Origin of the sequence: Flavobacterium sp. BFFFF1 (assembly GCF_002256285.1) — a bacterium.
Lineage (GTDB): Bacteria > Bacteroidota > Bacteroidia > Flavobacteriales > Flavobacteriaceae > Flavobacterium.
In genome coordinates, this window is sequence record NZ_NKJE01000016.1 from 16,984 (window position 1) to 39,910 (window position 22,927).

21 protein-coding genes are annotated in these 22,927 nt (G+C 42.9%); 7 read left to right on the plus strand and 14 right to left on the minus strand.

Features of this window, described 5'->3' with window-relative positions:
- Positions 1 to 44: 44 nt before the first annotated feature.
- Positions 45 to 509, minus strand: a complete 465-nt coding sequence (locus CFE23_RS10885) for an Lrp/AsnC family transcriptional regulator (protein WP_291087803.1) — start codon at positions 507 to 509, stop codon at positions 45 to 47.
- A 261-nt stretch (positions 510 to 770) separates the two neighbouring features.
- On the opposite strand from CFE23_RS10885, the gene CFE23_RS10890 reads away from it, so the two are divergent.
- On the plus strand, positions 771 to 1,997 hold the full coding sequence (locus CFE23_RS10890) for an aminotransferase class I/II-fold pyridoxal phosphate-dependent enzyme (protein WP_291087806.1): 1,227 nt from the start codon (positions 771 to 773) through the stop codon (positions 1,995 to 1,997).
- Between the two features lie 286 nt (positions 1,998 to 2,283).
- Here CFE23_RS10890 and CFE23_RS10895 read toward each other — a convergent pair whose 3' ends face one another.
- Positions 2,284 to 4,002: an amino acid permease gene (locus CFE23_RS10895; RefSeq protein WP_291087809.1), complete on the minus strand. Its 1,719-nt coding sequence runs from the start codon at positions 4,000 to 4,002 to the stop codon at positions 2,284 to 2,286.
- Positions 4,003 to 4,237: 235 nt separating this feature from the next.
- Between CFE23_RS10895 and CFE23_RS10900 the strand changes: the two genes are divergently transcribed.
- From CFE23_RS10900 to CFE23_RS10910, 3 genes are all read left to right on the plus strand, one after another.
- Complete coding sequence (locus CFE23_RS10900; RefSeq protein WP_291087812.1) at positions 4,238 to 4,873, plus strand: peroxiredoxin; 636 nt, start codon at positions 4,238 to 4,240, stop codon at positions 4,871 to 4,873.
- A 79-nt stretch (positions 4,874 to 4,952) separates the two neighbouring features.
- Complete coding sequence (locus CFE23_RS10905) at positions 4,953 to 5,270, plus strand: thioredoxin family protein (protein ID WP_291087815.1); 318 nt, start codon at positions 4,953 to 4,955, stop codon at positions 5,268 to 5,270.
- Positions 5,267 to 5,524 carry a hypothetical protein gene (locus tag CFE23_RS10910; protein WP_291087818.1) on the plus strand — a complete coding sequence of 86 codons (258 nt, stop codon included), beginning with the start codon at positions 5,267 to 5,269 and terminating at the stop codon, positions 5,522 to 5,524. Before CFE23_RS10905 ends, CFE23_RS10910 begins: the two co-directional genes overlap by 4 nt.
- A gap of 312 nt (positions 5,525 to 5,836) precedes the next feature.
- Here CFE23_RS10910 and CFE23_RS10915 read toward each other — a convergent pair whose 3' ends face one another.
- The 3 genes from CFE23_RS10915 to aroC form a co-directional block, all read right to left on the minus strand.
- On the minus strand, positions 5,837 to 7,372 hold the full coding sequence (locus tag CFE23_RS10915) for a YifB family Mg chelatase-like AAA ATPase (RefSeq protein ID WP_291087821.1): 1,536 nt from the start codon (positions 7,370 to 7,372) through the stop codon (positions 5,837 to 5,839).
- 118 nt (positions 7,373 to 7,490) lie between these two features.
- The gene (locus CFE23_RS10920) at positions 7,491 to 9,065 is read right to left on the minus strand and encodes a cation:dicarboxylase symporter family transporter (protein ID WP_291087824.1); all 1,575 of its coding nucleotides are present in this window, start codon (positions 9,063 to 9,065) and stop codon (positions 7,491 to 7,493) included.
- Positions 9,066 to 9,174: 109 nt separating this feature from the next.
- Positions 9,175 to 10,239 carry a chorismate synthase gene (gene aroC / locus CFE23_RS10925; RefSeq protein ID WP_291087827.1) on the minus strand — a complete coding sequence of 355 codons (1,065 nt, stop codon included), beginning with the start codon at positions 10,237 to 10,239 and terminating at the stop codon, positions 9,175 to 9,177.
- Positions 10,240 to 10,399: 160 nt separating this feature from the next.
- Between aroC and CFE23_RS10930 the strand changes: the two genes are divergently transcribed.
- The 3 genes from CFE23_RS10930 (at position 10,400) to CFE23_RS10940 (ending at position 12,728) form a co-directional block, all read left to right on the plus strand.
- On the plus strand, positions 10,400 to 11,230 hold the full coding sequence (locus CFE23_RS10930) for a UDP-2,3-diacylglucosamine diphosphatase (RefSeq protein WP_291087830.1): 831 nt from the start codon (positions 10,400 to 10,402) through the stop codon (positions 11,228 to 11,230).
- A gap of 40 nt (positions 11,231 to 11,270) precedes the next feature.
- Positions 11,271 to 12,056, plus strand: a complete 786-nt coding sequence (locus CFE23_RS10935) for a hypothetical protein (RefSeq protein WP_291087833.1) — start codon at positions 11,271 to 11,273, stop codon at positions 12,054 to 12,056.
- Positions 12,057 to 12,233: 177 nt separating this feature from the next.
- The gene (locus CFE23_RS10940) at positions 12,234 to 12,728 is read left to right on the plus strand and encodes a hypothetical protein (protein WP_291087834.1); all 495 of its coding nucleotides are present in this window, start codon (positions 12,234 to 12,236) and stop codon (positions 12,726 to 12,728) included.
- A 36-nt stretch (positions 12,729 to 12,764) separates the two neighbouring features.
- Here the strand turns inward: CFE23_RS10940 and CFE23_RS10945 are convergent, their stop codons facing one another.
- The 9 genes from CFE23_RS10945 to CFE23_RS10985 form a co-directional block, all read right to left on the minus strand.
- Positions 12,765 to 13,187, minus strand: coding sequence for a protease complex subunit PrcB family protein (locus CFE23_RS10945; protein ID WP_291087837.1), 423 nt, complete (start codon positions 13,185 to 13,187; stop codon positions 12,765 to 12,767).
- Positions 13,184 to 14,320, minus strand: a complete 1,137-nt coding sequence (bshA, locus tag CFE23_RS10950) for an N-acetyl-alpha-D-glucosaminyl L-malate synthase BshA (RefSeq protein ID WP_291087840.1) — start codon at positions 14,318 to 14,320, stop codon at positions 13,184 to 13,186. Before bshA ends, CFE23_RS10945 begins: the two co-directional genes overlap by 4 nt.
- 114 nt (positions 14,321 to 14,434) lie before the next feature.
- The gene (locus CFE23_RS10955) at positions 14,435 to 17,452 is read right to left on the minus strand and encodes a glycoside hydrolase family 3 N-terminal domain-containing protein (protein ID WP_291087842.1); all 3,018 of its coding nucleotides are present in this window, start codon (positions 17,450 to 17,452) and stop codon (positions 14,435 to 14,437) included.
- A gap of 9 nt (positions 17,453 to 17,461) precedes the next feature.
- The gene (locus tag CFE23_RS10960) at positions 17,462 to 17,944 is read right to left on the minus strand and encodes an ABC transporter ATPase (protein WP_291087844.1); all 483 of its coding nucleotides are present in this window, start codon (positions 17,942 to 17,944) and stop codon (positions 17,462 to 17,464) included.
- A gap of 11 nt (positions 17,945 to 17,955) precedes the next feature.
- A complete protein-coding gene (locus CFE23_RS10965; protein WP_291087847.1) occupies positions 17,956 to 18,747 on the minus strand; it encodes a (Fe-S)-binding protein in 792 nt (263 codons plus the stop codon).
- Between the two features lie 54 nt (positions 18,748 to 18,801).
- Entirely contained in the window at positions 18,802 to 19,245 is a 444-nt protein-coding gene (locus CFE23_RS10970) for a phosphoheptose isomerase (protein WP_291087849.1), read from the minus strand.
- An 88-nt stretch (positions 19,246 to 19,333) separates the two neighbouring features.
- Complete coding sequence (locus CFE23_RS10975; RefSeq protein WP_291087852.1) at positions 19,334 to 20,671, minus strand: (Fe-S)-binding protein; 1,338 nt, start codon at positions 20,669 to 20,671, stop codon at positions 19,334 to 19,336.
- A gap of 5 nt (positions 20,672 to 20,676) precedes the next feature.
- Positions 20,677 to 21,642, minus strand: a complete 966-nt coding sequence (locus CFE23_RS10980; protein WP_291087855.1) for an MlaD family protein — start codon at positions 21,640 to 21,642, stop codon at positions 20,677 to 20,679.
- 45 nt (positions 21,643 to 21,687) lie between these two features.
- A complete protein-coding gene (locus CFE23_RS10985) occupies positions 21,688 to 22,854 on the minus strand; it encodes an N-acetylmuramoyl-L-alanine amidase (RefSeq protein ID WP_291087858.1) in 1,167 nt (388 codons plus the stop codon).
- Positions 22,855 to 22,927 lie beyond the last annotated feature (73 nt).

Below are 22,927 nucleotides of genomic sequence, written 5' to 3' on the forward strand. Positions count from 1 at the left end.
TTGCAGTACAAAATTAGCAATAAAATAGTGAACAGCGGAAATTTCTATTTGTCAAAATTAAAAACCGTCGTATTCTTTACCTCACCTATCATGAACGTGCTGTGTGTACTGACGATGTGTTGTAGCGTCGTTAATTTGGTTACCATGAATTCCCGATAGGCTTCCATATTTTCTACGCAGATTTTCAGGATGTAATCGTAATCGCCGCTCACATGAAAACATTCGAGGACTTCATCTAGGCAAACTACTTCCTTTTCGAACTCTACGATATATTCACGCGTGTGTTGCTGCAGTTTCAAATGACAAAACACGACAAACCCCTTCCCTATCTTGTTCCGATCCAGCAAAGCGGTGTAGTTTGAAATAATTCCTTCACGTTCAAGCTTTCGGATGCGCTCATAGACCGCCGTAACCGATAAATTGAGTTTTGAGGACAGTTCCTTGTTCGTCATTTTAGAATCCGTTTGCAGCAACATCAGGAGTTTTCTATCAATAATATCAAGTGTCATTTCTTAAAATGTTGAAAAGTTGGGCAATGGCTAATATTTTGCGCAATATTAGAAAATAAAACTAAGATAAATTACTATGATAGATTTATATTCCAAAAAAACACCCAATCATTGTATTATATCACCAAAGTACGTTGTTTTGGCTTACAAACCCTAGCCCTGTCCCGACGTTTCGGTAGGAGCGGCATCCTTTTTCTTTCGCCTTTAGAAAGAAAAAGATACAGCGGACAGCAGGGATAGCTTCAAAAAAACAACACAAATATGAAAACAGATTTCAATCCGGCTGACAGGATTCAGGATTTACAGTACTTTGGAGAATTTGGCGGTGTAAACCCATCCATCTCAGATTCTTCAACGTATACATTCCTTTCTGCCAAAACGATGTTCGATACCTTTGAAGGCAACGCGGAAGGCTGCTACCTGTATTCACGGCACTCCTCACCAAGTAACCTCTACCTTGACAAAGCGATGGCATCCATGGAAGGCACCGAAGCCGCTAACGTGGCCGCGTCAGGAATGGGTGCGATTACTTCTACCCTACTTCAATTGTGCGGTAACGGCGACCATATCGTTTCAAGCCGCACCATTTATGGCGGTACGTATGCGTTCCTGAAAAATTTTACCCCACGATTCGGTATAAAAACGACCTTCGTGGATATTACCAGAATCGAGATGGTGGAAGCGGCAATTACATCTGAAACCAAAGTTATTTATTGTGAAACCGTCAGCAATCCGTTGCTGGAAGTCGCTGATATTGTTGCATTATCGAAAATCGCAAAGCAGCATGGACTTAAATTGGTGGTGGACAATACGTTCTCTCCGATGTCTGTCGCACCAGTAAAACTAGGCGCGGACATCGTGATCCACAGCTTGACAAAATACATCAACGGCAGTAGTGATACGGTGGGCGGGGTAACCTGTGCGTCGCGTGAATTTATCGACAGCCTGAAAAATGTAAACAACGGTGCGAGCATGCTCCTGGGACCAACAATGGACAGTTTCCGTTCGGCGAGTATTATGAAAAACCTACGTACGTTACACATCCGTATGAAGCAACACAGCCACAACGCGATGTATCTTGCACAGCAATTTGAAAAGGCAGGTTTAAAAACAGTTTATCCAGGATTGAAAAGCCATCCAAGTCATGAAACTTATGCGTCCATGATCAATCCGGAATATGGGTTTGGCGGAATGATGACGGTCGACGTCGGCTCGTTAGATAAAGCGAATGACCTCATGGAACTGATGCAACAGCGAAACCTTGGTTACCTCGCGGTTAGCCTTGGATTTTACAAGACATTGTTTAGTGCTCCTGGAACGTCGACATCGAGCGAAATTCCACTGGAAGAGCAAAAGGAAATGGGACTCAGCGACGGCCTGATCCGTTTTTCAATCGGATTGGACAATGATATTGAACGAACTTATCTTATGATGCGTGAATGTATGGAAGAAACAGGCGTTTTGGACAAATCACTTTCAGAAGCGTAGTACTTCAATCGCCGTATAAAAATGCGCTGTTAAAAATTGATGTGGACTTTATGTGCTCAGCAACCGAAAAGATTAACAAAATTTCCGGAATTCGCGTAGCGAAATAATTCCGGGATTTTGTAGGGAATACTTCCATTATCCCCTTCCCTAAAGGAAAATTACAAATTTGCAGCACATGATTTTACGCGAAATCCATACTTTTTCTTAAAATTTATTTTACCGATTATTTCACGATAATACCTAAAAAAAATCCGCAGCGAACACTGCGGGTTTTCGTTTTATTATTTTATGCCGGTTTCCTGTTTGGATTCAAACGGCTGTTCTTCAGTCCGTATGACAGGTAGAATATGAGCCCCAAAGCGAGCCACATGCCAAACCAATTCCAGTTATCTGCTGTCATTCCAGTGAGCAGGTAGCTGCAAAATACAAGACCTAGAAGCGGAATTAACGAGAGGTTTTTTATGAAGGCAATAACCGCCATGATGATGCACAATACGAAAAACAACAGCATCGGCACTTTATAAGCGGCATTGTCATCGTTAATGTCAGACATCCCCGAAAAAAAATCCGGCATATAATGGTTTGCGAGGAACGCTGCAATGATCAATAATATGGGAAAAATGAATTTCGAATTGATGTAGGGCAAGTGGAATTTTCCTTCTTCCTTATTCCGTCTTGGAATCAGCAGAACACCGCCGCAAACGAGTACAAATGCAAACAACGTGGCAATACTGGTAAAATCCAACACGAATTTTTTATCGGTAAACAAAATTGGAATCCCGACAACCAACCCGGTTACAATTGTCGAGAAGGATGGGGTTTTGTATTTTGGGTGTACTTTCTGGAATACATTCGGTAAAAGTCCGTCACGGCTCATGCTCAACCAAATCCTTGGCTGTCCCATCTGAAAAACCAGTAAAACACTGGTCATTGCTATTACGGCACAAACAGAAACAAGCAGTTGCATCCAGCCAATATTCAGGTTATCCTTTTCAAAGATAAACGCCAGTGGATCTCCGACACCATCAAAATGCTTATAATTTACCGCTCCTGTAAGCACCAATGTCAACAGGATGTAAACGGCGGTACAAATTAATAAAGACCAGATCATTCCGCGTGGCAAATCCTTCTGCGGATCTTTACTTTCTTCCGCCAACACGCTCACAGCATCGAATCCAATATAGGCAAAAAACACCCCGCTTACGGCGGCCATCACACCACTGAAACCGTTTGGCATAAAAGAATGTACGCCGGCATCATTTGCAGGAGTCCAATTGAAGGTCAGCCCATTTGAAATGACCAGATAACCGCCGACCAATATGATTAAAGCAACAACCACCATTTTCAGTATAACCATCAAATTGCTAAAATTGCGGCTTTCCTTAATTCCGCGGTACACCAAATAGGTAATTAAAAGGTTGATTACCAAAGCGGGAATATCTACAATAAATTTATAATCTCCGAAGACAGGCGCGTTATTCCAGGCAGCTATCAATTCTTCATTGGTGGTATTTGCTGCAATGGCATGTTTGGCTTCCATATAACTCGTCGTAAGGTATTCCGGCAAATGAATGCTGCATTTACTCAGAAAAGATGTGAAGTAGTCACTCCAGGAAAACGCCACATAGATGTTGCCAATTGAATATTCCATGATCAATGCCCAACCAATAATCCACGCAAACATTTCGCCAAAACTAGCATAAGCGTAGGTATAGGCACTACCTGCGGCGGGAATCCTACTCGCAAATTCACTGTAACAAAAAGCCGTAAATCCACAGGCGATCGCCGTAATGAGGAATAGTATTACGACACCCGGACCACCTTTAAAAACCGCCTCGCCAAGGCTGCTGAAGCTACCGGCACCGAGGATAGCAGCGATTCCGAAAAATGTGAGATCGGTAACCGTGAGGACTTTCTTCAGCCTTCCCCCTCCGTGATCAGTACCACCTTCTTCATTGATGATTGCGGTTGCGGTTTTCTTCCTGAATAAATCTGCGAATGCCATAGTCTATATTGGTTTGGAATAGGAAACAAATATATAAAAATCGTAAAGCAATCGACCCATCAACGAAAATTTGTGATATGCTTGGAAGATAAAGCATTTTAATCATACGCTTCAATCGCATAATAAAAAACTATCGATTTATAATAATTAATCATGCAAATCTATTATTAAACACTACTGGTTAGCGGTACATTTGCAGTGCTAAAAAATTATAATCTTTTAAACTCAAAAATTTATGTCACTAGTTGGAAAAAAATTCCCGAACATCAGTGTTGATGCCATGTCTGAAATGGGCGATAACCTAAAGATCAACATCCTTGATGAAGCCGTAAAAAACAATAAAAAAGTGCTATTGTTCTGGTATCCAAAAGATTTCACTTTCGTATGTCCTACTGAACTTCATGCCTTCCAGGATGCATTACCTGAATTCAATAAAAGGAATACCATCGTTATTGGTGCCTCTTGTGATTCCAATGAAGTGCACTTTGCCTGGCTAAACACCCCGAAAGACCAAGGTGGTATTGAAGGTGTGACGTATCCAATCCTTGCCGATACGAACAGGAACCTTTCCAATATCCTCGGAATTTTAGATATCGAATCTACAAGCTACAGCGAAGAAACTGATTCCGTAATTATTGAAGGATCTAACGTGACCTTCCGCGCGACATACCTAATTGATGAAACGGGAAAAATCTTCCACGAAAGCGTAAACGATATGCCGCTGGGACGTAATGTAAACGAATACCTAAGAATGGTGGATGCCTACACCCACATTCAGAAAAATGGCGAAGTATGCCCTGCAAACTGGGAAGAAGGTAAAGAAGCTATGCTTGCCACAAGAGCAGGTGTAGCATCTTACCTGAGTAACTAAATTGCTTAAGGTCCAGGGTTCAGGACAAAATATTTCCGGAACCCTGTGCCTTTAACTTACATCCTAAAACCCAAAGACTATGTTAATTGAATTAACTGAAGATACGTTACAAAGCGTTGTAGACAACAATGCTAAGGTGGTCGTGCAATACGCTGCATCCTGGTGTGGCAATTGCCGGATCATGAAACCCAAGTTCAAAAAGATGGCCACAGAAAACGAATCGATAACCTTTGTTATCGTCGATGCGGAAAAATCACCAGAATCAAGGAAATTGGCCAATGTGTCTAATCTGCCGACGTTTGCCGCATTCATGAATGGCAAACTCGTTAATGAAACGCAGACGAATAAAACGGAAGTATTGGCAGAACTGGTTGATGAAATCGCAAACACATTATGAAACTCCCTGTTATCAAACACCTCACCCAGTTTATTGAAGACAACGACCAGGATTACCTGATTGAAACCATCGAGGTCCTCGAAGCACTAACCGAAATTCCTTCTCTGAAAGATGAGGAATTGGATGTGATTGGCGAACTGATCTCCAATATGTACGGCGCGCTGGAAGTAAACAAAATGACGCGCGACGGTATGGAAAAAAAGGAAGCGCTGAACACGTTTATGCAGCGTGTGCTGGGCTCGATAGATAAATAGCATTTGCCCCATTTTTATAAGAAACCCGGACTTGTGCCGGGTTTTTTTTGTCACGTATAGATTATATATCCAAATCGGCTTTTCGCTTTGAACTAAACCGCCAACACTCTCACGCTACCAATGTGTTTTTATAGTATTACCTCATTGACAACCGTTGCCTTCGTACGCGATATAAATTACATATTACGACGTATATATAGCGTATATATAGCGTATATATAGCGTATTTATAGCGTGTAATATAGGTTATCTATGCTCTAATGGTAAGATTCAGATTATGCAACCAGCTATAAACAGGATATGAAACCATGATCACCCTAGCCAACCTTCGCGATCCAAACTCCTATACTGGATTGCCTCTGCAATATGCGCTGCACTGATATGTGGTTCAGACGATAGGTCAGCAATTGTTCTCGACACCTTGAGGATTCGGTCATACGCCCGTGCCGAAAGATTGAGGCGTTCCATCGCCGTCTTCAACAGTTGCAAAGACGGTTCGTCCAGGCGGCAAAATTCCCGAATGAGTTTGGTGCTCATTTGGGCGTTGTAGTGTACTTTTTCAACAGCGGCGAACCTTTGCGTTTGCAGTTCCCGCGCTGCCGTCACCCGTTCACGGATGCTGGCACTGCTTTCCGCTTTGCGTTCGTCCGATAATTTTTCGAATGGTACCGGCGTTACTTCAATATGGATGTCGATCCGGTCCAGTAAAGGCCCTGATATTTTGCCCAGATAGCGCTGCATCTCATTTTGGGACGTTGTTGAAGGCGAATCCGGGTCATTGAAAAAGCCATTCGGGCTGGGATTCATACTCGCCACCAGCATAAACGAAGAAGGATAGGTGATTGTAAATTTTGCCCTGGAGATTGTCACTTCGCGGTCTTCCAAAGGCTGTCGCATCACTTCGAGTACATCGCGCTTAAATTCCGGGAGTTCATCCAAAAACAATACGCCATTGTGCGCCATGGAAATTTCACCGGGCTGGGGATAGCTTCCGCCACCGACAAGTGCTACGTTTGAAATGGTATGGTGCGGGCTCCTGAATGGACGCTGGTTCATCAGGCCTGCCTCCTTTAGCTTCCCGGCGACACTATGGATTTTTGTTGTTTCCAACGCCTCCCGAAGTGTCATCGGTGGCAAGATGCTTGGCAGTCGTTTTGCAAGCATCGTTTTTCCCGCGCCGGGCGGTCCAATCAGGATGATATTGTGTCCGCCAGCAGCAGCTATTTCCATACAGCGTTTGATACTTTCCTGGCCTTTAACATCGGAGAAATCGAACTCCGGAAAGTCGATGGTCCTGTAGAATTCTGAACGGGTATCTATTACGGTCGGTTCTATGGTTCCATTTCCTTCAAAGAAATCAATTACCTCGGATACATTTGATATACCGTACACCTCCAGCCCATCAACAATAGCGGCTTCATTCACATTTTGTATCGGCAGGAAAAAACCTTTAAAACCCTCTTCACGCGCCTTAATGGCGATGGGTAAAGCTCCTTTGATCGGTTGCAGGCTGCCATCAAGTGAGAGTTCACCCATGATGATGTACCGTTCCACTTCATCAGCCCGGATTTGTCCGGAAGCCATGAGGATTCCAATCGCTAAGGTAAGGTCGTAAGCTGAACCTTCCTTGCGCAAATCGGCTGGCGCCATATTGATAATGATTTTTTTTCCGGGCATACTATACCCGTTGTTTTTTAGTGCAGCAGTGATGCGGTAGCTGCTTTCCTTAATCGCACTGTCAGGGAGTCCCACCAAGTGGTATCCGATCCCTCTATCCATATTGACTTCGACAGTAATCGTGGTGGCTTCAACGCCAAAGACGGCGCTTCCAAAAATTTTAATGAGCATGGCGTATACAGTTTTATATGGCGTTTAATAAACACTAAAATAAATAAAACAATTTACGCATGAAAAGTTTTTGGTAAAATTGGCGCAAAAAAAAAGCAATTCGCCGCCCGGCCTCCACTTAATCTGAAAGTTGTCCTTCCATTTTACTGACTACTGCGGTAGCGATGCTGTTCCCCACGACATTTGTAGCACTTCTTCCCATATCCAGAATAGGATCGATGCCAAGCAGCAACGCAATACCCACTTCCGGAATGTGAAAACTGGCCAGCGTACCAGCGATTACGACGAGCGATGCCCTTGGAACACCTGCTATGCCTTTGCTGGTCAACATCAACACGAGCAGCATCGAGATCTGTGTTTCGATTGATAGGTGGATTCCGTAGGACTGTGCGATAAATATCGAAGCAAATGTCATGTACATCATACTGCCATCGAGGTTGAATGAATACCCCAGCGGAAGTACGAAGCTCGTGATTTTTGGGTTGCAGCCGAAACGTTCGAGTTCGAGCATGGTTTTTGGAAACGCAGCCTCAGAACTGCTGGTACTAAACGCCAGCAGTATCGGATCTTTGATTCTCTTTAGCAGTACGAATATGCGCCTTTTGATGAATGCAGAACCGGCAAGAATCAGGATTCCCCAAAGCAATAACAAGCCAAAATAAAATTCTGAGATAAAAATAGCATAGGTGGTCAGGATCCCGATCCCCTGTTTTCCGATGACGACAGCCATCGCACCGAAGACGGCGTACGGGGCAAAGTTCATGATGTATCCTGTAATTTTCAGGATGATGTGCGACATATCATCGAGCGCTTTGACCACGCGTTCGCTTTTTTGGCCCAGTGCAGCAGCGGCAATCCCAAAAAATATCGAGAATACGACAATTTGCAGAATCTCGTTATTGGCCATGGATTCAATAAAACTTTTAGGAAACACATGGGCTACGAAATCCTTAACGGATAAAGCGGCCTTGTCAATTCCGGTGGATTGGTTGTCTAATGGTAACGCCAGGTGCATGGCTTCCCCCGGTTTAAAAATATTTACCAGAATCATTCCCAACACCAGGCTCATCAATGATGCCGAAATAAACCAAAGCATCGTCTTGCCGCCTATCCTTCCCACTGTCTTAATGTCGCCGAGCCTCGCAATACCGACGACCAATGTCGTAAATACCAATGGCGCCACAATCATTTTAATCAGGCGTAGGAAAATGTCAGCAATCAATGCAAACCATTCCAGCTTCTTGTCGCGGGCTTTGGTCAGCTCAGTGAGTTTGTCTTCAGCGAAAGTCTTTTGTTCCTTTAGGTTTTCATAGGCAGGTGTCAGTGTGTCTTTGCGCGGCGCTCTTAGCTGGTCTTCCAGTTTGCTTATGGCACCATCTGTAGCTTTTACCAATTTAAAATTCATCGCGAACTGTCGCCCGTCCTTATTGATGTCTTCCAGAAGCTGTTTTTTGACATCATTGTACTTGCCCAAAGATTTGGAAAGCTGCTTGTAAGCCAAACTTGTCGAGTCTGGCAAATACGTTTTCAGTTCTTTCGTAAGGTTTTCAGTCTGCTTGCTGTAGAAATCGATTTTCTTATTTTCGTCGGTGACATAAAACTTATTTAGTGCAAATCCCAGTGCGATGCCTAAAACGAGCGCGATAAAGATGTTGCGGGTCAGGTTTGATTTCTTACTTTCCGTTACTTCCATGGTTGACTATTTCTTGATTTTGGTTTGGAGCGCTAGCCCGGATGGCAGCGGCTATCCTTTTATTTTTTCTTTAAAAATAAAAGATAATAGCGTACAGCCGGAATAGCTCCTAATTATTATATATCTTATTGATCAGGTAAAAGTCGGCCAGAACGACTGCTGCCATGGCCTCTACAATGGGTACCGCACGTGGCACGACGCACGGATCATGGCGGCCTTTTCCCTGCATTTCGACCAGATTTCCCTGGTCATCCAATGTTTCCTGTGGCTGCATAATGGTCGCCACGGGTTTAAATGCCACGCGAAAATAGATGTCCATTCCGTTCGAAATGCCACCCTGTATGCCACCGGACAGATTGGTTTTGGTTGTTCCGTCCGCGTTGTAACGGTCGTTGTGTTCGCTGCCTTTCATTCGGGCACCGCAGAAACCGCTGCCGTATTCGAATCCGTGCACGGCATTGATCGACAGCATCGCTTTCCCGAGTTCGGCATGGAGCTTGTCAAAAACCGGCTCACCCAGTCCAATCGGTACATTCTTGATCACACAGGTAATGGTTCCGCCAATGGTATCTCCCGCTTTACGAATGTCGCGGATGTGCGCTTCCATTCTGGCGGCAGTTTCCGCGTCAGGGCAGCGCACCGGATTCGACTCTGTCTTTGAAAAATCCAACTCCTGGTAGGGTTTATCGATGAAGATCTCCCCAACAGACGATACAAATGCATTGATTTTAATACTGCTGATGACTTGCTTCGCTACAGCTCCGGCCACCACCCTGCTGACGGTCTCCCGTGCCGAACTGCGTCCGCCGCCACGGTAGTCGCGGATGCCGTACTTTTTTTCATAAACATAATCGGCATGGCTTGGCCGATAGGTTGACTTGATATGGCTGTAATCATCGGATTTCTGGTTGTTGTTGCGGATGATGAACCCCATGGGTGTGCCGGTGGTTTTTCCTTCAAAAATGCCGGAAAGGAATTCGACTTCATCATCTTCCTTCCGTTGGGTAACAATGGCAGACTGGCCCGGCCTGCGGCGTCGCATCTCGGCCTGAATGGCATCGAAATCGAGTGTGATACCGGGAGGGCATCCGTCAATTACACCGCCTAGTGCTTCTCCATGTGACTCTCCGAAGGTAGTTATCCTGAACAGGTTTCCGTAGCTGTTTCCGGCCATTATATTTTGGTTTTTTACAAATATACACAATAAAGGGAATTTTGAGAATCCGAAATGCAGCGATTCCGTCGATGTTTAATAACGTTCCCGACACGAAATAATAACCTTTCGGTATAGTCCAGTTTACATGGCAATGCTTCATTTGTAAAACATCAAAAATATGAGAAAGCGAAAAGTAGAACTGGTTGTAATTTCGGATGTGCATCTGGGCACTTTCGGTTGTCATGCCAAGGAACTGCTGCGCTATTTATCATCAATTAAGCCAAAAATCCTGGTCTTGAATGGTGATATTATAGACATCTGGCAGTTTAGGAAATCATATTTCCCAAAAACACACCTGAAAGTGGTCAAAAAAATTCTGGATTTCGCAACGAAGGGCACTAAGGTGTATTACCTGACGGGAAATCATGACGAAATGCTGCGTAAGTTTAGTGACGCGCACATTGGTAACCTTTCTATTGTAGACAAAATCGTACTGGACCTTGACGGACAGAAGGCGTGGGTTTTTCATGGCGATGTATTTGACGCGTCGGTAAGCCATGCCAAATGGATTGCCAAGCTGGGAGGCATTGGCTACGATTATCTCATTCTTATGAACCGTTTTGTAAACTGGGTACTGACTAAATTAGGAAAGGCACCCTACTCGTTTTCGAAAAAAATAAAGGCCAGTGTAAAAAAAGCGGTAAAATTCATTTCGGATTTCGAAGAAACTGCCACGGATATCGCTTTGGAAAAAGGCTATGATTTTGTTATATGCGGACACATACACGAACCAAAGATTTTACGAAAATCGGATAAACGGGGCGAAACAATGTACCTGAACTCCGGAGACTGGGTAGAAAATCTGACTGCACTGGAGTACAATAAAAAGCGGTGGAAGCTCTACCGTTATTCAGAAGACGAAAAAAACCTGAACGACGAGGATTATTTTGAACTGGAAGATAAATTGAGTCGCGAACTGGAACAACATTCAATTTTTTTGAGACATTAGCATGTTTTGCTTATTTTAGCAGTCAACTAAACTCAATTTTATGAAAAACAAGTTGTTACTCATGGCTGCGGCATGTGGATTGATGATGTCATGTTCCTCCAGCGACGAATCAAATGGCACTACCAATACCTATTTTCTTCCTTTAACCACCGGAAACTATTGGGTTTACGATGTAAGCGGCTCACAAAACCTCGCAGGAAGGGATTCCCTGTACATTGAAAAAGATACGATCATCAACGCAAAGACGTACAGCAAATTCAAGACTGAAGTCACGCCGACAGGTTTCTTCTCGACTACACTGAATGGCAATGCTGTCCGGAAAGAAAACGGAAAATTATATTTAACAGGGTCTGCGGGGCTCAATTTCGGAAATGCGTTACCGGTAAACCTTGATGTGACCGATTTTGTGGTTTTGGACGAAAACGCTTCTCCCAATCAACAGCTTGGTGTATTAAACGGATCATTGAGCCAGGATTTTCAAGGAATTCCTTTGACGATTACATATAACTTAAAAGCAACCGCTGGTGAAAACTTAGCAAGCTATAGCACCCCAAACGGAACGGCTTATAATAATGTAAAAAAAGTGGTTACCGTTTTAAACCTGAGTATTAATGCCACGTTTGGTGGTTTCCCAATCGCGATACTGCCCACACAGGACGTTGTAACTTCCACACAATACTACGCGGAAGGCATTGGTATGGTTTATGCCAGTACAAACATTACCTATACACTAAACGATCTTTCCTTATTGCAAATCCAACTGCCGATTCCGCAGTCAGACAGTCAAAACCAAAAGGAAGAGCTTGACAACTATAATATTTTGTAACTGGCTGCAAATTAAACTAAATCGCTCGAAATGCTAAAGGCTGTCTATTGACAGCCTTTTTTATTTGAAAATTTAAGAGGAAATTTCATAACAAATGCGCCGAGCCAAAGAACTACTTTTGAATTGAATTAATCAGGACAAAGTTTTGATTAAACTAACCATTTAAAAACAATTAATATGAAAAAAGTAATTTTATCTGCTGTGATGCTAATTGGACTTGCGTTCAGCGCTGAGGCACAGGAAGTTTCAAAAAATGCTTTGGGTTTACGTCTGGGTGACAGTGATGGATTTGGTGGTGAGTTGTCATACCAACGCCGCTTATCAGGCGATAACAGGCTTGAGTTAGACTTAGGATGGCGTAATAATGACCATTATGATGCTTACAAACTCGTCGGTGTTTACCAATGGTTTTGGAACATTGACCAAGGGTTCTATTGGTATGCGGGTGTTGGAGGCGGAATCGGGAGCTACAGCATTAACCGTTATCCGGGGTATGATGGAAATGACAGCGGTACATTTCTTGTCGCAGCGGGTGATATCGGAATTGAATATAATTTTGACATTCCGTTGCAGGTATCTCTTGATATCCGTCCGGAATTGTATTTTGGCGATGATTTCAGGGATGACAATTTCGGTCCGGACATTGCACTTGGCCTTCGATATAGATTTTAAAAAATCAACAAAAATCCCGCATTATAGCGGGATTTTTTAATTTATAATAATCTCTTTCTTTGAGTTTATTTTTATGATGGCAAAAGGCGTCGTAAGGGATTCCGTTACCATGCCGCCCGGTTTGGGTTCGTTTTCTTTCACCTTCACGATGATGTTATCAGCAGTTTCCTCTACGGATTCAATCCCAATCGAATATCCACCCGTGTTTTTCTCCCCAGCACTAAGGATGAGGAAGTTAGCGGTATTAATATCGTCTGGCTTGATTTTCTTTCTCAAAGCCGGATCGTTTTTAATCATGTTAAATTCTTTCGGTTCTGTAATAATTTCGTAAAACTTTATCCTTGCCCCGCCGGTACTGCGCTGATCCAAAACTTCATACAAGGGTTTTGAGACGGTACTTTTTGCACCGCCACAGGATAATACGGTTAAAGCAATCGCAGCCAATAGAATTTTTTTCATAATCTGATTTTGGTTAAGGCCTCATGGTAAAGCGCTTCATACAGCGGCAGGATATTTTTTATATCAAATTGTTCCGCGACTTTAAGCGCATTCTCCTTGAATAAGGATAACGTGGAGTCGTGGGCTAATATTTTAAGGGCATTGGCCGCCATTTCATCTGTATTTCCAACATCGCTTAGAAAACCGGAAATCCCATCAAAATTTACCTCTGGAAGTCCACCGGAATTACTCGAAATCACGGGAACGCTCCACGCCATGGCTTCGAGCGCTGCCAGACCAAAACTTTCAGTTTCCGACGGCAGTAAAAACAAATCGGTGTAGCTCAGGATGCGGTCAATTTCGTTGCTGTTACCGAAAAAGATCACTTTGTCGTTGATGCCCAGCTTTGAACACAATTGCTCTGCTCTTTCTTTTTCCGGCCCATCGCCGACCATCATCAGTTTAGCCGGGATATGCTGTTGTATTTTATAAAAAATATCAATAATATCAGGAATACGCTTCACTTTCCGGAAGTTGCTAATGTGTGTTACAATCCGCTCTTCTGGCTTTGCCATGATGGATCTTCGGCAGGGAATACTGGAATCATTCAGGTTTTTGTCCAGCTCAATGAAATTCGGGATCACATGAATCTCCTTCTTAATATTGAATAACTTGTATGTGTCATCCTTTAGGCTTTGGGAGACAGAAGTAACAATATCCGATTTGTTGATGCTGAAACTGACAGCGGGTTTATAAAACGGATGATTTCCCACCAACGTAATATCGGTGCCATGCAATGTGGTGACCATCGGAATTTTAATGCCTTCGCTTTTGAGCATCTGTTTTGCCATATAACCAGCATAAGCGTGCGGAATCGCATAATGCACGTGGAGCAATTCAATGTTATACAATTTCACCATATCCACCAGTTTGCTTGACAACGCCAGCTCGTATGGCTGGTAATGAAACAATGGATACTCAGGCACGTTGACCTCGTGGTAGTGTACATTTGGATTCAGCAAGGCGAGCCGCACTGGCTGTCGGTACGTAATAAAGTGGATTTCATGGCCCCGTCGGGCAAGTTCTAATCCCAGCTCTGTAGCAACGACACCACTTCCCCCGAATGTCGGATAACAAACAATAGCTATTCTCATTATAGAATTTTAGAGTAACGAAATTAAGAAAAAAGGAGGCTCCTATCAGATTATTTACGTTAAAAAACAATTGGCAGAACATTTAGCAAGGTATTCAACCACCTGATAAAAATGTCATTTCACTATCGCTTCCTGGATTATCTTTTGAATATTTTCCCTTACATTTCCTTTAGAAAGTGCGTTTGGGGCCATCGAATCGGGATAAGTCCTGTTCGAAAGAAAGATGTAGACAATTTCTGTTTCCGGATCGGCCCAGGCATAAGTTCCTGTAAATCCGGTATGGCCAAAACTTGAAGCCGAAACACATCCACAAGTAGGTCCTTGGGTTCCGGGGAGTTGCTGCTTGTCAAACCCCAATGCCCTTCTGTTGCCTTCGCTGCAAAAATAACAGGTGTTAAAATCGGTGAACGTCTTTTCGCTAAAGAAGGCATGGCCGCCATAATTTCCCTTCTGCAGGTACATCTGCATGATCTTGGCGACATCCATCGCATTGGAGAACAAGCCGGCATGGCCCGCGACACCACCTTCCATAGCAGCGGCCATGTCGTGTACATAACCCTGGAGCAATTGGTGCCTGAAATAGTTGTCGATCTCTGTTGGCGGAATATCAGTCTTATTTACTTTTTGAAGTGGGTTGAATAAGGTGTTGTTGGCTCCCAATATCTTGTAAAAATTTTCATACGCAAGAACATCCAATGACTTATGATTTATTTTTTCAAGATATTCCTTAAGAATCAGAAACGTAAAGTCACTGTATTTGTACACTCTCTTTCCAGACAGCTTGCTGTCAGCAATCGCCTTCATAATGGTTTCATTGTAATTTTTTTCAATGTAAAGGCTGTCTGCAACCTGGCTCGTAAATTCGCCTTGCGGAATTTTACGGTAGTACTTTTCAAGCGGCACTTTGTTTGAATCCAAAGTTGATTTGTAAAACGGAATCCATGCTTCGAAGCCTGCAAAATGGGAAAGCAGTTCTTTAAAGCCGATGTCCTTTTTATCGGTTTTTTCAAAGATGGGCAACATCGTCCCGAGCTTTGTATTCAAGTTCACCTTCCCTTTATCATAAGCCAGCATGACATTAGGCAGTGTCGCTAAAATTTTAGTCAAAGACGCCAGATCATAAATATCAGCGTTTTGTACCTTTCTCAAATTATCGAAAGTGTAATAACCAAACGATTTTTGATAAATGACTTTTCCTTTCCGAGCGACCAGAATCTGTGCGCCGGGTGTCATTTTTTGATCAATCGCTGCCTGTGCAACAGCGTCAATTTTCGACAAGACTGATGGATTCATTCCCACATTCTCGGGTGCGGTAAACCCCAGCCTGTTGAGTTTTTCCGTTGTCAGCCCGAAATTCACTTTAAACTCGTCGTTGATCGTCACTGGAAGTTTCCCTTTTGCATCGACGGCACCGAAAATCACCTCTGCCGAAACCTCCTGTGCGATATCGGCATTTTGATAGGAAACGATCAGACCTTCAACATCCGAAAAATCCGGAATCGCTGACAAGGAATAAGGTTTCGTGAATACATCCAGGATCACTTTATTTTGTTTGGCCAATTGTTGCACAAATTCAATTTCCGCTTGGGAAAATGCATGACTTTTCCATGCCTTATCCGATTTGTGGAAACCGGCAATTACCAAATCAAAGTTTTTGAGTTTGACATTTAGGGAATCGATATTCGTATCAGACACTTCGGTAACGTCGGTATATTTTTTTAGCGTTGAAAGAAAAGCGGCATTAGAATCGTCACCAATCTTTACATATGCAATGCGATTATTTTCCAGGTGTCTTATGGGAAGGATTGCGTCTTTGCTTTTAAGCACCGTTACTGCATTTTCAAACAACTGATACTGCAATGCCGTATTCTCGGACGGGTTGATATCAGAGTATAAATTGGCCGTATTTACAGGCCTGCGATTGTTCAAACCCGCTTTGTATTTGAATTTGAGAATTTTCTTAACGGAATAGGCCAGTCGTTCCTCCGAGATTAACGTATCCTGATAAGCCACACAAAGTTTCTCAATGGCTGTCGGCACGTTTTCCGGGCAGAGCAGCATGTCGTTTCCCGCCAGAAAAGCTTCAAGGTCAATTTCACCAGGCTTCCGATAATTTGCAGCTGCTTTCATATTCAGGGCATCTGTAAATACCAACCCGTTGAAGCCCATTTCTTTTTGCAAAAGGTCTGTGACAACATTGTATGAGATTGACGACGGATAACTTTCACGGGATTCCAGGCTGGGAACATTCAGGTGGGCGACCATCACGGAAACCAAGCCTTCGTCAAACATTTTACGGTAGGGATACAATTCCACCTGTTCGAGTCGTTCCTTTGAGAAATTCACCAAAGGAAGTGCATAATGGGAATCGGTCTCCGTATCGCCATGCCCGGGGAAATGTTTCCCTGTCGAAAACACGCCTTGTCCCTGCACGCCTTTCATTAAAGCAACCGCTGAGTTTGTCACGTTATACTTATCCTCGCCAAAGGACCTAAATCCAATGATGGGGTTTTTAGGATTCGTATTGATATCCAGTACCGGAGCGAAATTGAAATTTACTCCGAGACGCTTACTTTCCTTACCCATTTGGGCGCCAACCCTTTCGACAAGTGACTTGTCTTTTATTGCGCCAAGTGTCATATTCCATGGAAATCGGTAGGTGGAATCGAGCCGCATGCTTACGCCCCACTCTGCATCAATTGCAATAAATAACGGAATTTTTGATTTTGACTGATATCGATTGGTCAACTTTGCCTGCCGTACTGGACCTCCCTGAAAGAAAATCAAACCCCCAATTTTATAATCGCGGATTAGCCTGTCAATGGCATTGAAGTGGACTGAATCCTTGTTCGAATATGCAGACACCATGAATAGCTGCCCCAATTTCTCGCTAAAATCCATTTTGCGATAAACACTGTCCACCCAGCGATTTTCGGCGTCTGAGTCTTTCAGGAATGGAAACTTATCTCTACCCTTTGAAGCATCATTGCCAAGTTCGTTCTGCTTGAACTGATGCACGGTGTCGATCACCGGATTAACCGGATTAACATTGTAATTTTTCTTTGGTGCACAATTGGTCGCAAAAAATGCGAAAATAGAGATCAAACAAAGCCGTAAGAAAGATTGAAGCATGATAATTTTTTAAAAAAAACGGCTGTGCCAGCTTTCGTCTGCGGGGATTTCCCATGAATTTTTGTATTCCGCGATATTGTTGACAAGATTATTAAAGACAATAGTATTTCCTGAAACCGCTTTTTCTTTGGCCATTTTTTTAAAATCGACCAACGACTTGTGTGCAATATGTTGACCCAATTTGTAGGTTACATTCATTTTATCCAGCAAATCGACTCCAAACTCGAGTTCAAGGCTTTGGATAAACTGCACTGAAGCATCGATCGAACAGCCGGTTGCGGCTTGTACGGAAGTATCGACGGCGATGATTATAAACCGGTTGTATTTGAGCTCAAAAGAGGCCTGGAGGTCATGTCCGTGGGCAGTCCATTGGGCTAAAAAATCGTTAAGCAATAATTCTATCCTCTGAAATTCTTCGTCAGTGAATTTTCGATTAGACTGATAAATCCAGATTTTGGATTCTTCCGGTAAACTTTCAAAAGGAACGTACATGTTGTTGTTTTTTATAAATCCTGGGCATTGGCGATCAACTCAGCGACATCCATCACTTTTACATTTGCTTCGCGTTCTTTATTTTTTACACCATCTGTCAGCATTGTGTTGCAGAATGGACATCCGGCTGCAATAATCTGCGGCGCAGTTTCAAGCGCATCCTCGGTACGTTCCACGTTTACTTCTTTGTCGCCGGACTCTGCATCCTTAAACATTTGCGCGCCTCCTGCACCACAGCACAGGCCGTTTGCACGTGATCGTTTCATCTCCACCAGTTCCGCATCGAGTTTTTGAATCAGGTCACGTGGTGCTTCGTAGATATTATTGGCACGGCCCAAATAACAGGGGTCATGGAAAGTAATGCGTTTGCCCTTAAACTGCCCACCTTCAATGGTCAGTCTTCCGTCATCAAGCAGTGATTTCAGGAATTGGGTGTGGTGGATTACTTCGTATTTACCTCCCAGTTCCGGATACTCATTTTTGATCGTATTAAAGCAATGAGGGCATGCCGTTACGATTTTTTTGGCTTCGTAAGCGTTCAGCACCTGGATGTTCATCATGGCCTGCATCTGAAATAAAAACTCGTTGCCTGCCCGTTTTGCCGGGTCTCCGGTGCAGCTTTCTTCCGTGCCAAGAACCGCAAACGAAACGCCGGCGCGGTTCAACAAACGCACAAACGCCTTCGTGATTTTTTTTGCCCTGTCGTCAAAACTACCTGCACAGCCAACCCAAAACAAAACCTCGGGTTGTTTCCCTTCTGCGAGCATTTCGGCCATTGTTGGCACAATTAAATTATCTGCCATATATTTTGTTTAATATTACAATGTGCAAAACTGCACCATTGTAAAGTTTTCATACTAGTGCTTTCCGTCATCGAAAACCTGGATGGTAACCTCCTTCTCAATCAGGTCCGTAAATTTTCCGCGATAACGCGTTGCTTTCACCAAATGATTGTCAATCCAATGGTAATTTCCACCTCGTGGCTTACCGAAAACTATTCCGTGGTACTTGAATCCGTGTTTTTTCAGCCAAATTTCAGTATACTCGCGATGTGCCTCAGTTCTTGACGTAAAAAAGAAAATAATGTGGCCTTCGTCATACCATTTGTTTAATGTAATAAGTGCATCCGGGTACAATTCTGCTGTCAACATTCTTTCTGGCTCTTCATTCGGAATATCATCACAAACCGTTCCATCGATGTCAATGAGGTAATTTTTAATCCCTTCAGGCAAAATCGGGCTTATTTTGTGTCCGTTTTCAGTTGCTTCCTGTAGATTTTTTTCAATTTCGTCTGCTTTCATTTTCGTTTTGTTTCTAATTATTTTTATTTAAAAATGGATTAAAAACACCCTTAACCTCACCTATAAGAGAATTTTTACTTCTGTTGTATTAATTGTTTTCGTTTTTCCAGTTAAGCCTGTCCTGCTGATTGTATTGCCACGGCGCGCCATTGTTTTCAATATTCGTCATCATTGCATTCAGTGACATCGGTGCTGCACTCTGTTCCATTACAAGATACCTCCTCATATCCATAATAATGGAGAGCGGGCTGATGTTTACAGGGCATTCCTCTACACAGGCATTACAAGATGTACAAGCCCAAAGTTCTTCTGGCGTGATATAATCATTTAAAAGGGTTTTGCCGTCGTCAACAAAAATCCCTTTATTGGCATCCATATTTCTGCCTACTTCCTCAAGTCTATCGCGCGTATCCATCATGATTTTCCTTGGAGAAAGCTTCTTACCTGTAATATTCGCCGGGCATGATGAAGTACATCGTCCACACTCTGTGCACGTATAGGCATTCAGCAATTGAACCCAATTCAGGTCCTGTACGTCGCTCGCTCCAAACTTAGCAGGAACCGCGCTGGCGTCAGGAGCTGGCGCTGCAAAAGGATCTGCATTGGGATCGAGCATTAATTTCACTTCATTGGTGACCGATTCCAGGTTGTCAAATTTTCCTTTCGGATTCAGATCCGCATAATACGTATTTGGAAATGCCAGTAAAATGTGGAGGTGTTTCGAGAAATAAAGGTAGTTCAGGAATATCAGGATGCCGGTGATGTGAAGCCACCACGCACCACGTTCCATCATATAAACAAAATTATTTGAAACGCCATCAAACAACACTGAGATATACTGGCTTATGGGAAACGAACCAGCTTCATGAAAATCCATAAACCCGCCATTTACATGCTGTAAATGATAATCAGCACCGTTCATAATCAGGAACAGGCTCATCAACACGACTTCAAAATAAAGGATGTAATTGGCATCACTTTTTGGCCACCCTTTTAAATCGGAATGGATAAAACGCTTTAACCTAATGACGTTCCTCCTGGCCAGGAAAATAATCACTGCCACCAACACCAGCGCGGCAAGTATTTCAAAAGAACCTATAAGAATGTCGTAAACGATGCCAAGAAACGAAAAAATACGATGCGTTCCGAACAGGCCGTCAATGACAATCTCCAACACTTCGATGTTGATGATCACAAATCCAACATACTCGTTGATATGAAGAAATCCTGCAATGGGCCGCCTAACCATTTTGGACTGGCCTAACGCAATAAGCGCCATGTTTTTCCAACGCAAAGAAGGATTGTCAGATCGATTAACATCACGCCCGAGATTGATGTTCCGAATTATTTTTTTTACGTTCAAGGTAAAGTAACCAATTCCAAGACCCAAAATTATGGCAAATAAAATATTGTCAAGATAATGCATAGGCGTTACAATTTAGAAGTAGCAGGATCTTCAGCCGGCACTTTATAGGGTTTATTCTTTTTTCCAAAAAGCGACACATTGATGTAGCGCGTTGGATTGAGTCTCAGGTCTTGCAGAAGCAGCTCAAGTTCCTTGGATGTCTTTGCAAAGTTATTGTACAACGTTTCATCCTTAATTAATTTACCCACCGTACCTTTACCAGAATTCAGATCAGACATTATTTTATCGACACTTGCCAGTGTAGCTTCCAGTTTCCTGATGCTTTTCCCGATGTCGGCTTTGGCGATTGTATCGGAAACTTTGGCGAAATTGGCTGCAGTCTTATCAAAATTAGTGATGGTGCTTCCAATTTTTGTTTTATTCTCCGCAAGCATATCGTTGACTTTTATAGACGCGCCTTTAAATTCGGCGAGCGTTTCATTCAGGTTTGCAATACTGCTTCTAAGGTTTTGTTTGGTTTTCTCGTCAAAAACCTGATTGAGGTTCACCACCATAAGGTTTGCATTCTCCAGCAGCTTTTCTACTTTTTCCTTTATCGGCTTGATTTGATCGGCCAATTGGTCAGTAAGTCCCGCTTTGTTTGAGGCACGGAGGTAATCTCCATCATTAATAAGAGCACTATCCTGCAGGTTAGGCAATATCGCGATTTGTTTCCCTCCTAGAAACGGACTTGGCGAATACAATTCGGCAATGCTCGATTTACCAATCGGGAAATCATTTTTAATCTGGAGTTCCACCGTTAGCCTCCCTGTTTTCTTATCGATGTCAAACTTATTTACTTTCCCGACCGTAAATCCGTTTATCGTTACCGGAGCCGAAAGCGTCAGGCCTTCAATATTGTCGTATTGAACGTACACTAATTTATAATCGGTAAACAAATCTCGTCCTTTTAAAAAATAATAGCCCCAAATAAATAATAATATTGAGGCAATGACTAGAATGGCGGTTTTAATCTCTCGTGAAATTTTCAAAGCTTATTTTTTAACAAAAATAAAATAAATAATTGGATTGGGTGTTTATTTTAAAGCTTCCTGTATTGTAATTTTTCTACCATCCCTGAACGCTATCAGGTACGCCGAATCAAATCCTTTGGCTTTGGCTTCGGCAAGGTTTTGTTTGGCTTCGTTATAATCGGTAGTTTCGCCATACATATATTTATACAGCGTTCCATTGTCAGACGTTACAGAAATATTTTTAAGCCCTTTAAAATTTGACGGCGTGGTTTCAAGTTTTTTACCGCTTGCAGATATTTGTACTTTAAATATAACCTTCCCGTTGGCGACTTCCGTCTTATCAATTGGTTTATCCACTTGAACTGGCGCATTGCCCGGCGTCGGCTTGTCTTCGTCCGCGGTTGATTTTACGGGCTCGATCCGTTGCGAAGGCTTGATTTCGTTCTCATTTTCTCCGCTTCCGAAATAATCTTTCTTGTAACTTACAATGGCATTCGCAATGGCCTGTGCAATTTCCATCTGGCCCTCTTCAGTATCAAGGTCACCACCTTCTTTTGGGTTTGAAATAAAACCCATTTCAATCAAAACCCTTGGCATAAACGCTTTGTGGAGCACCATGTAAGGCGCCTGTTTTACCCCGCGATCCCGTTTCTTAAGGTCGTTGGTAAATCGCTTTTGTATTTTACTGGCAAGCGCTATACTATTTTCAAGATTTTCTTCCACCATAAGCGTTGTGTTCACAATAGATTCCGGTGAATTTGGGTCAAAACCGTCATATTTCTCCTTGTAATCCTTCTCCATGGTGATAACCTCATTTTCACGTTTTGCCACAGCAAGTGCGGAAGCGTTCTTAGACATACCCATTACGTGCGTCTCTGTTCCATAGGCAGCCGTATTCGGATTCGCATTGCAATGTATGGAGACAAAAATGTTGGCATCAGCGCGGTTTGCGATATTGGCGCGCTCAACGAGATCAATAAATACATCGGTCTTCCTGGTATAATTTACCTCGAAAGCAGACATTCCTTCAAGGATTTTTCCCACCTTCAATGCCACCGAAAGTGCGATGTTCTTTTCAACGTGGCCATTATAAACTGCTCCGAAATCTTTACCGCCGTGACCGGCATCCAATGTAACCTTAAATTTTGTGCCTTTCTGAGCAAAAACCGCTGCCGAGGAAAAGCATAATAACAACAGGAATAAAGGTTTGATTTTATGGGAAAAATTCATATTTTGGTTAAAAGTTAATTTTAGTAAAACCTTAGCGTATAATATTTAAAACTGACTATTTTTGCAAAAAATA

Excerpts from the sequence above, each read along its gene's own strand:
- CFE23_RS10885 (WP_291087803.1), bottom strand. The coding sequence starts at position 509 with ATGACACTTGATATTATTGATAGAAAACTCCTGATGTTGCTGCAAACG.
- CFE23_RS10890 (WP_291087806.1), top strand. The coding sequence starts at position 771 with ATGAAAACAGATTTCAATCCGGCTGACAGGATTCAGGATTTACAGTAC.
- CFE23_RS10895 (WP_291087809.1), bottom strand. The coding sequence starts at position 4,002 with ATGGCATTCGCAGATTTATTCAGGAAGAAAACCGCAACCGCAATCATC.
- CFE23_RS10900 (WP_291087812.1), top strand. The coding sequence starts at position 4,238 with ATGTCACTAGTTGGAAAAAAATTCCCGAACATCAGTGTTGATGCCATG.
- CFE23_RS10905 (WP_291087815.1), top strand. The coding sequence starts at position 4,953 with ATGTTAATTGAATTAACTGAAGATACGTTACAAAGCGTTGTAGACAAC.
- CFE23_RS10910 (WP_291087818.1), top strand. The coding sequence starts at position 5,267 with ATGAAACTCCCTGTTATCAAACACCTCACCCAGTTTATTGAAGACAAC.
- CFE23_RS10915 (WP_291087821.1), bottom strand. The coding sequence starts at position 7,372 with ATGCTCATTAAAATTTTTGGAAGCGCCGTCTTTGGCGTTGAAGCCACC.
- CFE23_RS10920 (WP_291087824.1), bottom strand. The coding sequence starts at position 9,065 with ATGGAAGTAACGGAAAGTAAGAAATCAAACCTGACCCGCAACATCTTT.
- aroC (WP_291087827.1), bottom strand. The coding sequence starts at position 10,239 with ATGGCCGGAAACAGCTACGGAAACCTGTTCAGGATAACTACCTTCGGA.
- CFE23_RS10930 (WP_291087830.1), top strand. The coding sequence starts at position 10,400 with ATGAGAAAGCGAAAAGTAGAACTGGTTGTAATTTCGGATGTGCATCTG.
- CFE23_RS10935 (WP_291087833.1), top strand. The coding sequence starts at position 11,271 with ATGAAAAACAAGTTGTTACTCATGGCTGCGGCATGTGGATTGATGATG.
- CFE23_RS10940 (WP_291087834.1), top strand. The coding sequence starts at position 12,234 with ATGAAAAAAGTAATTTTATCTGCTGTGATGCTAATTGGACTTGCGTTC.
- CFE23_RS10945 (WP_291087837.1), bottom strand. The coding sequence starts at position 13,187 with ATGAAAAAAATTCTATTGGCTGCGATTGCTTTAACCGTATTATCCTGT.
- bshA (WP_291087840.1), bottom strand. The coding sequence starts at position 14,320 with ATGAGAATAGCTATTGTTTGTTATCCGACATTCGGGGGAAGTGGTGTC.
- CFE23_RS10955 (WP_291087842.1), bottom strand. The coding sequence starts at position 17,452 with ATGCTTCAATCTTTCTTACGGCTTTGTTTGATCTCTATTTTCGCATTT.
- CFE23_RS10960 (WP_291087844.1), bottom strand. The coding sequence starts at position 17,944 with ATGTACGTTCCTTTTGAAAGTTTACCGGAAGAATCCAAAATCTGGATT.
- CFE23_RS10965 (WP_291087847.1), bottom strand. The coding sequence starts at position 18,747 with ATGGCAGATAATTTAATTGTGCCAACAATGGCCGAAATGCTCGCAGAA.
- CFE23_RS10970 (WP_291087849.1), bottom strand. The coding sequence starts at position 19,245 with ATGAAAGCAGACGAAATTGAAAAAAATCTACAGGAAGCAACTGAAAAC.
- CFE23_RS10975 (WP_291087852.1), bottom strand. The coding sequence starts at position 20,671 with ATGCATTATCTTGACAATATTTTATTTGCCATAATTTTGGGTCTTGGA.
- CFE23_RS10985 (WP_291087858.1), bottom strand. The coding sequence starts at position 22,854 with ATGAATTTTTCCCATAAAATCAAACCTTTATTCCTGTTGTTATTATGC.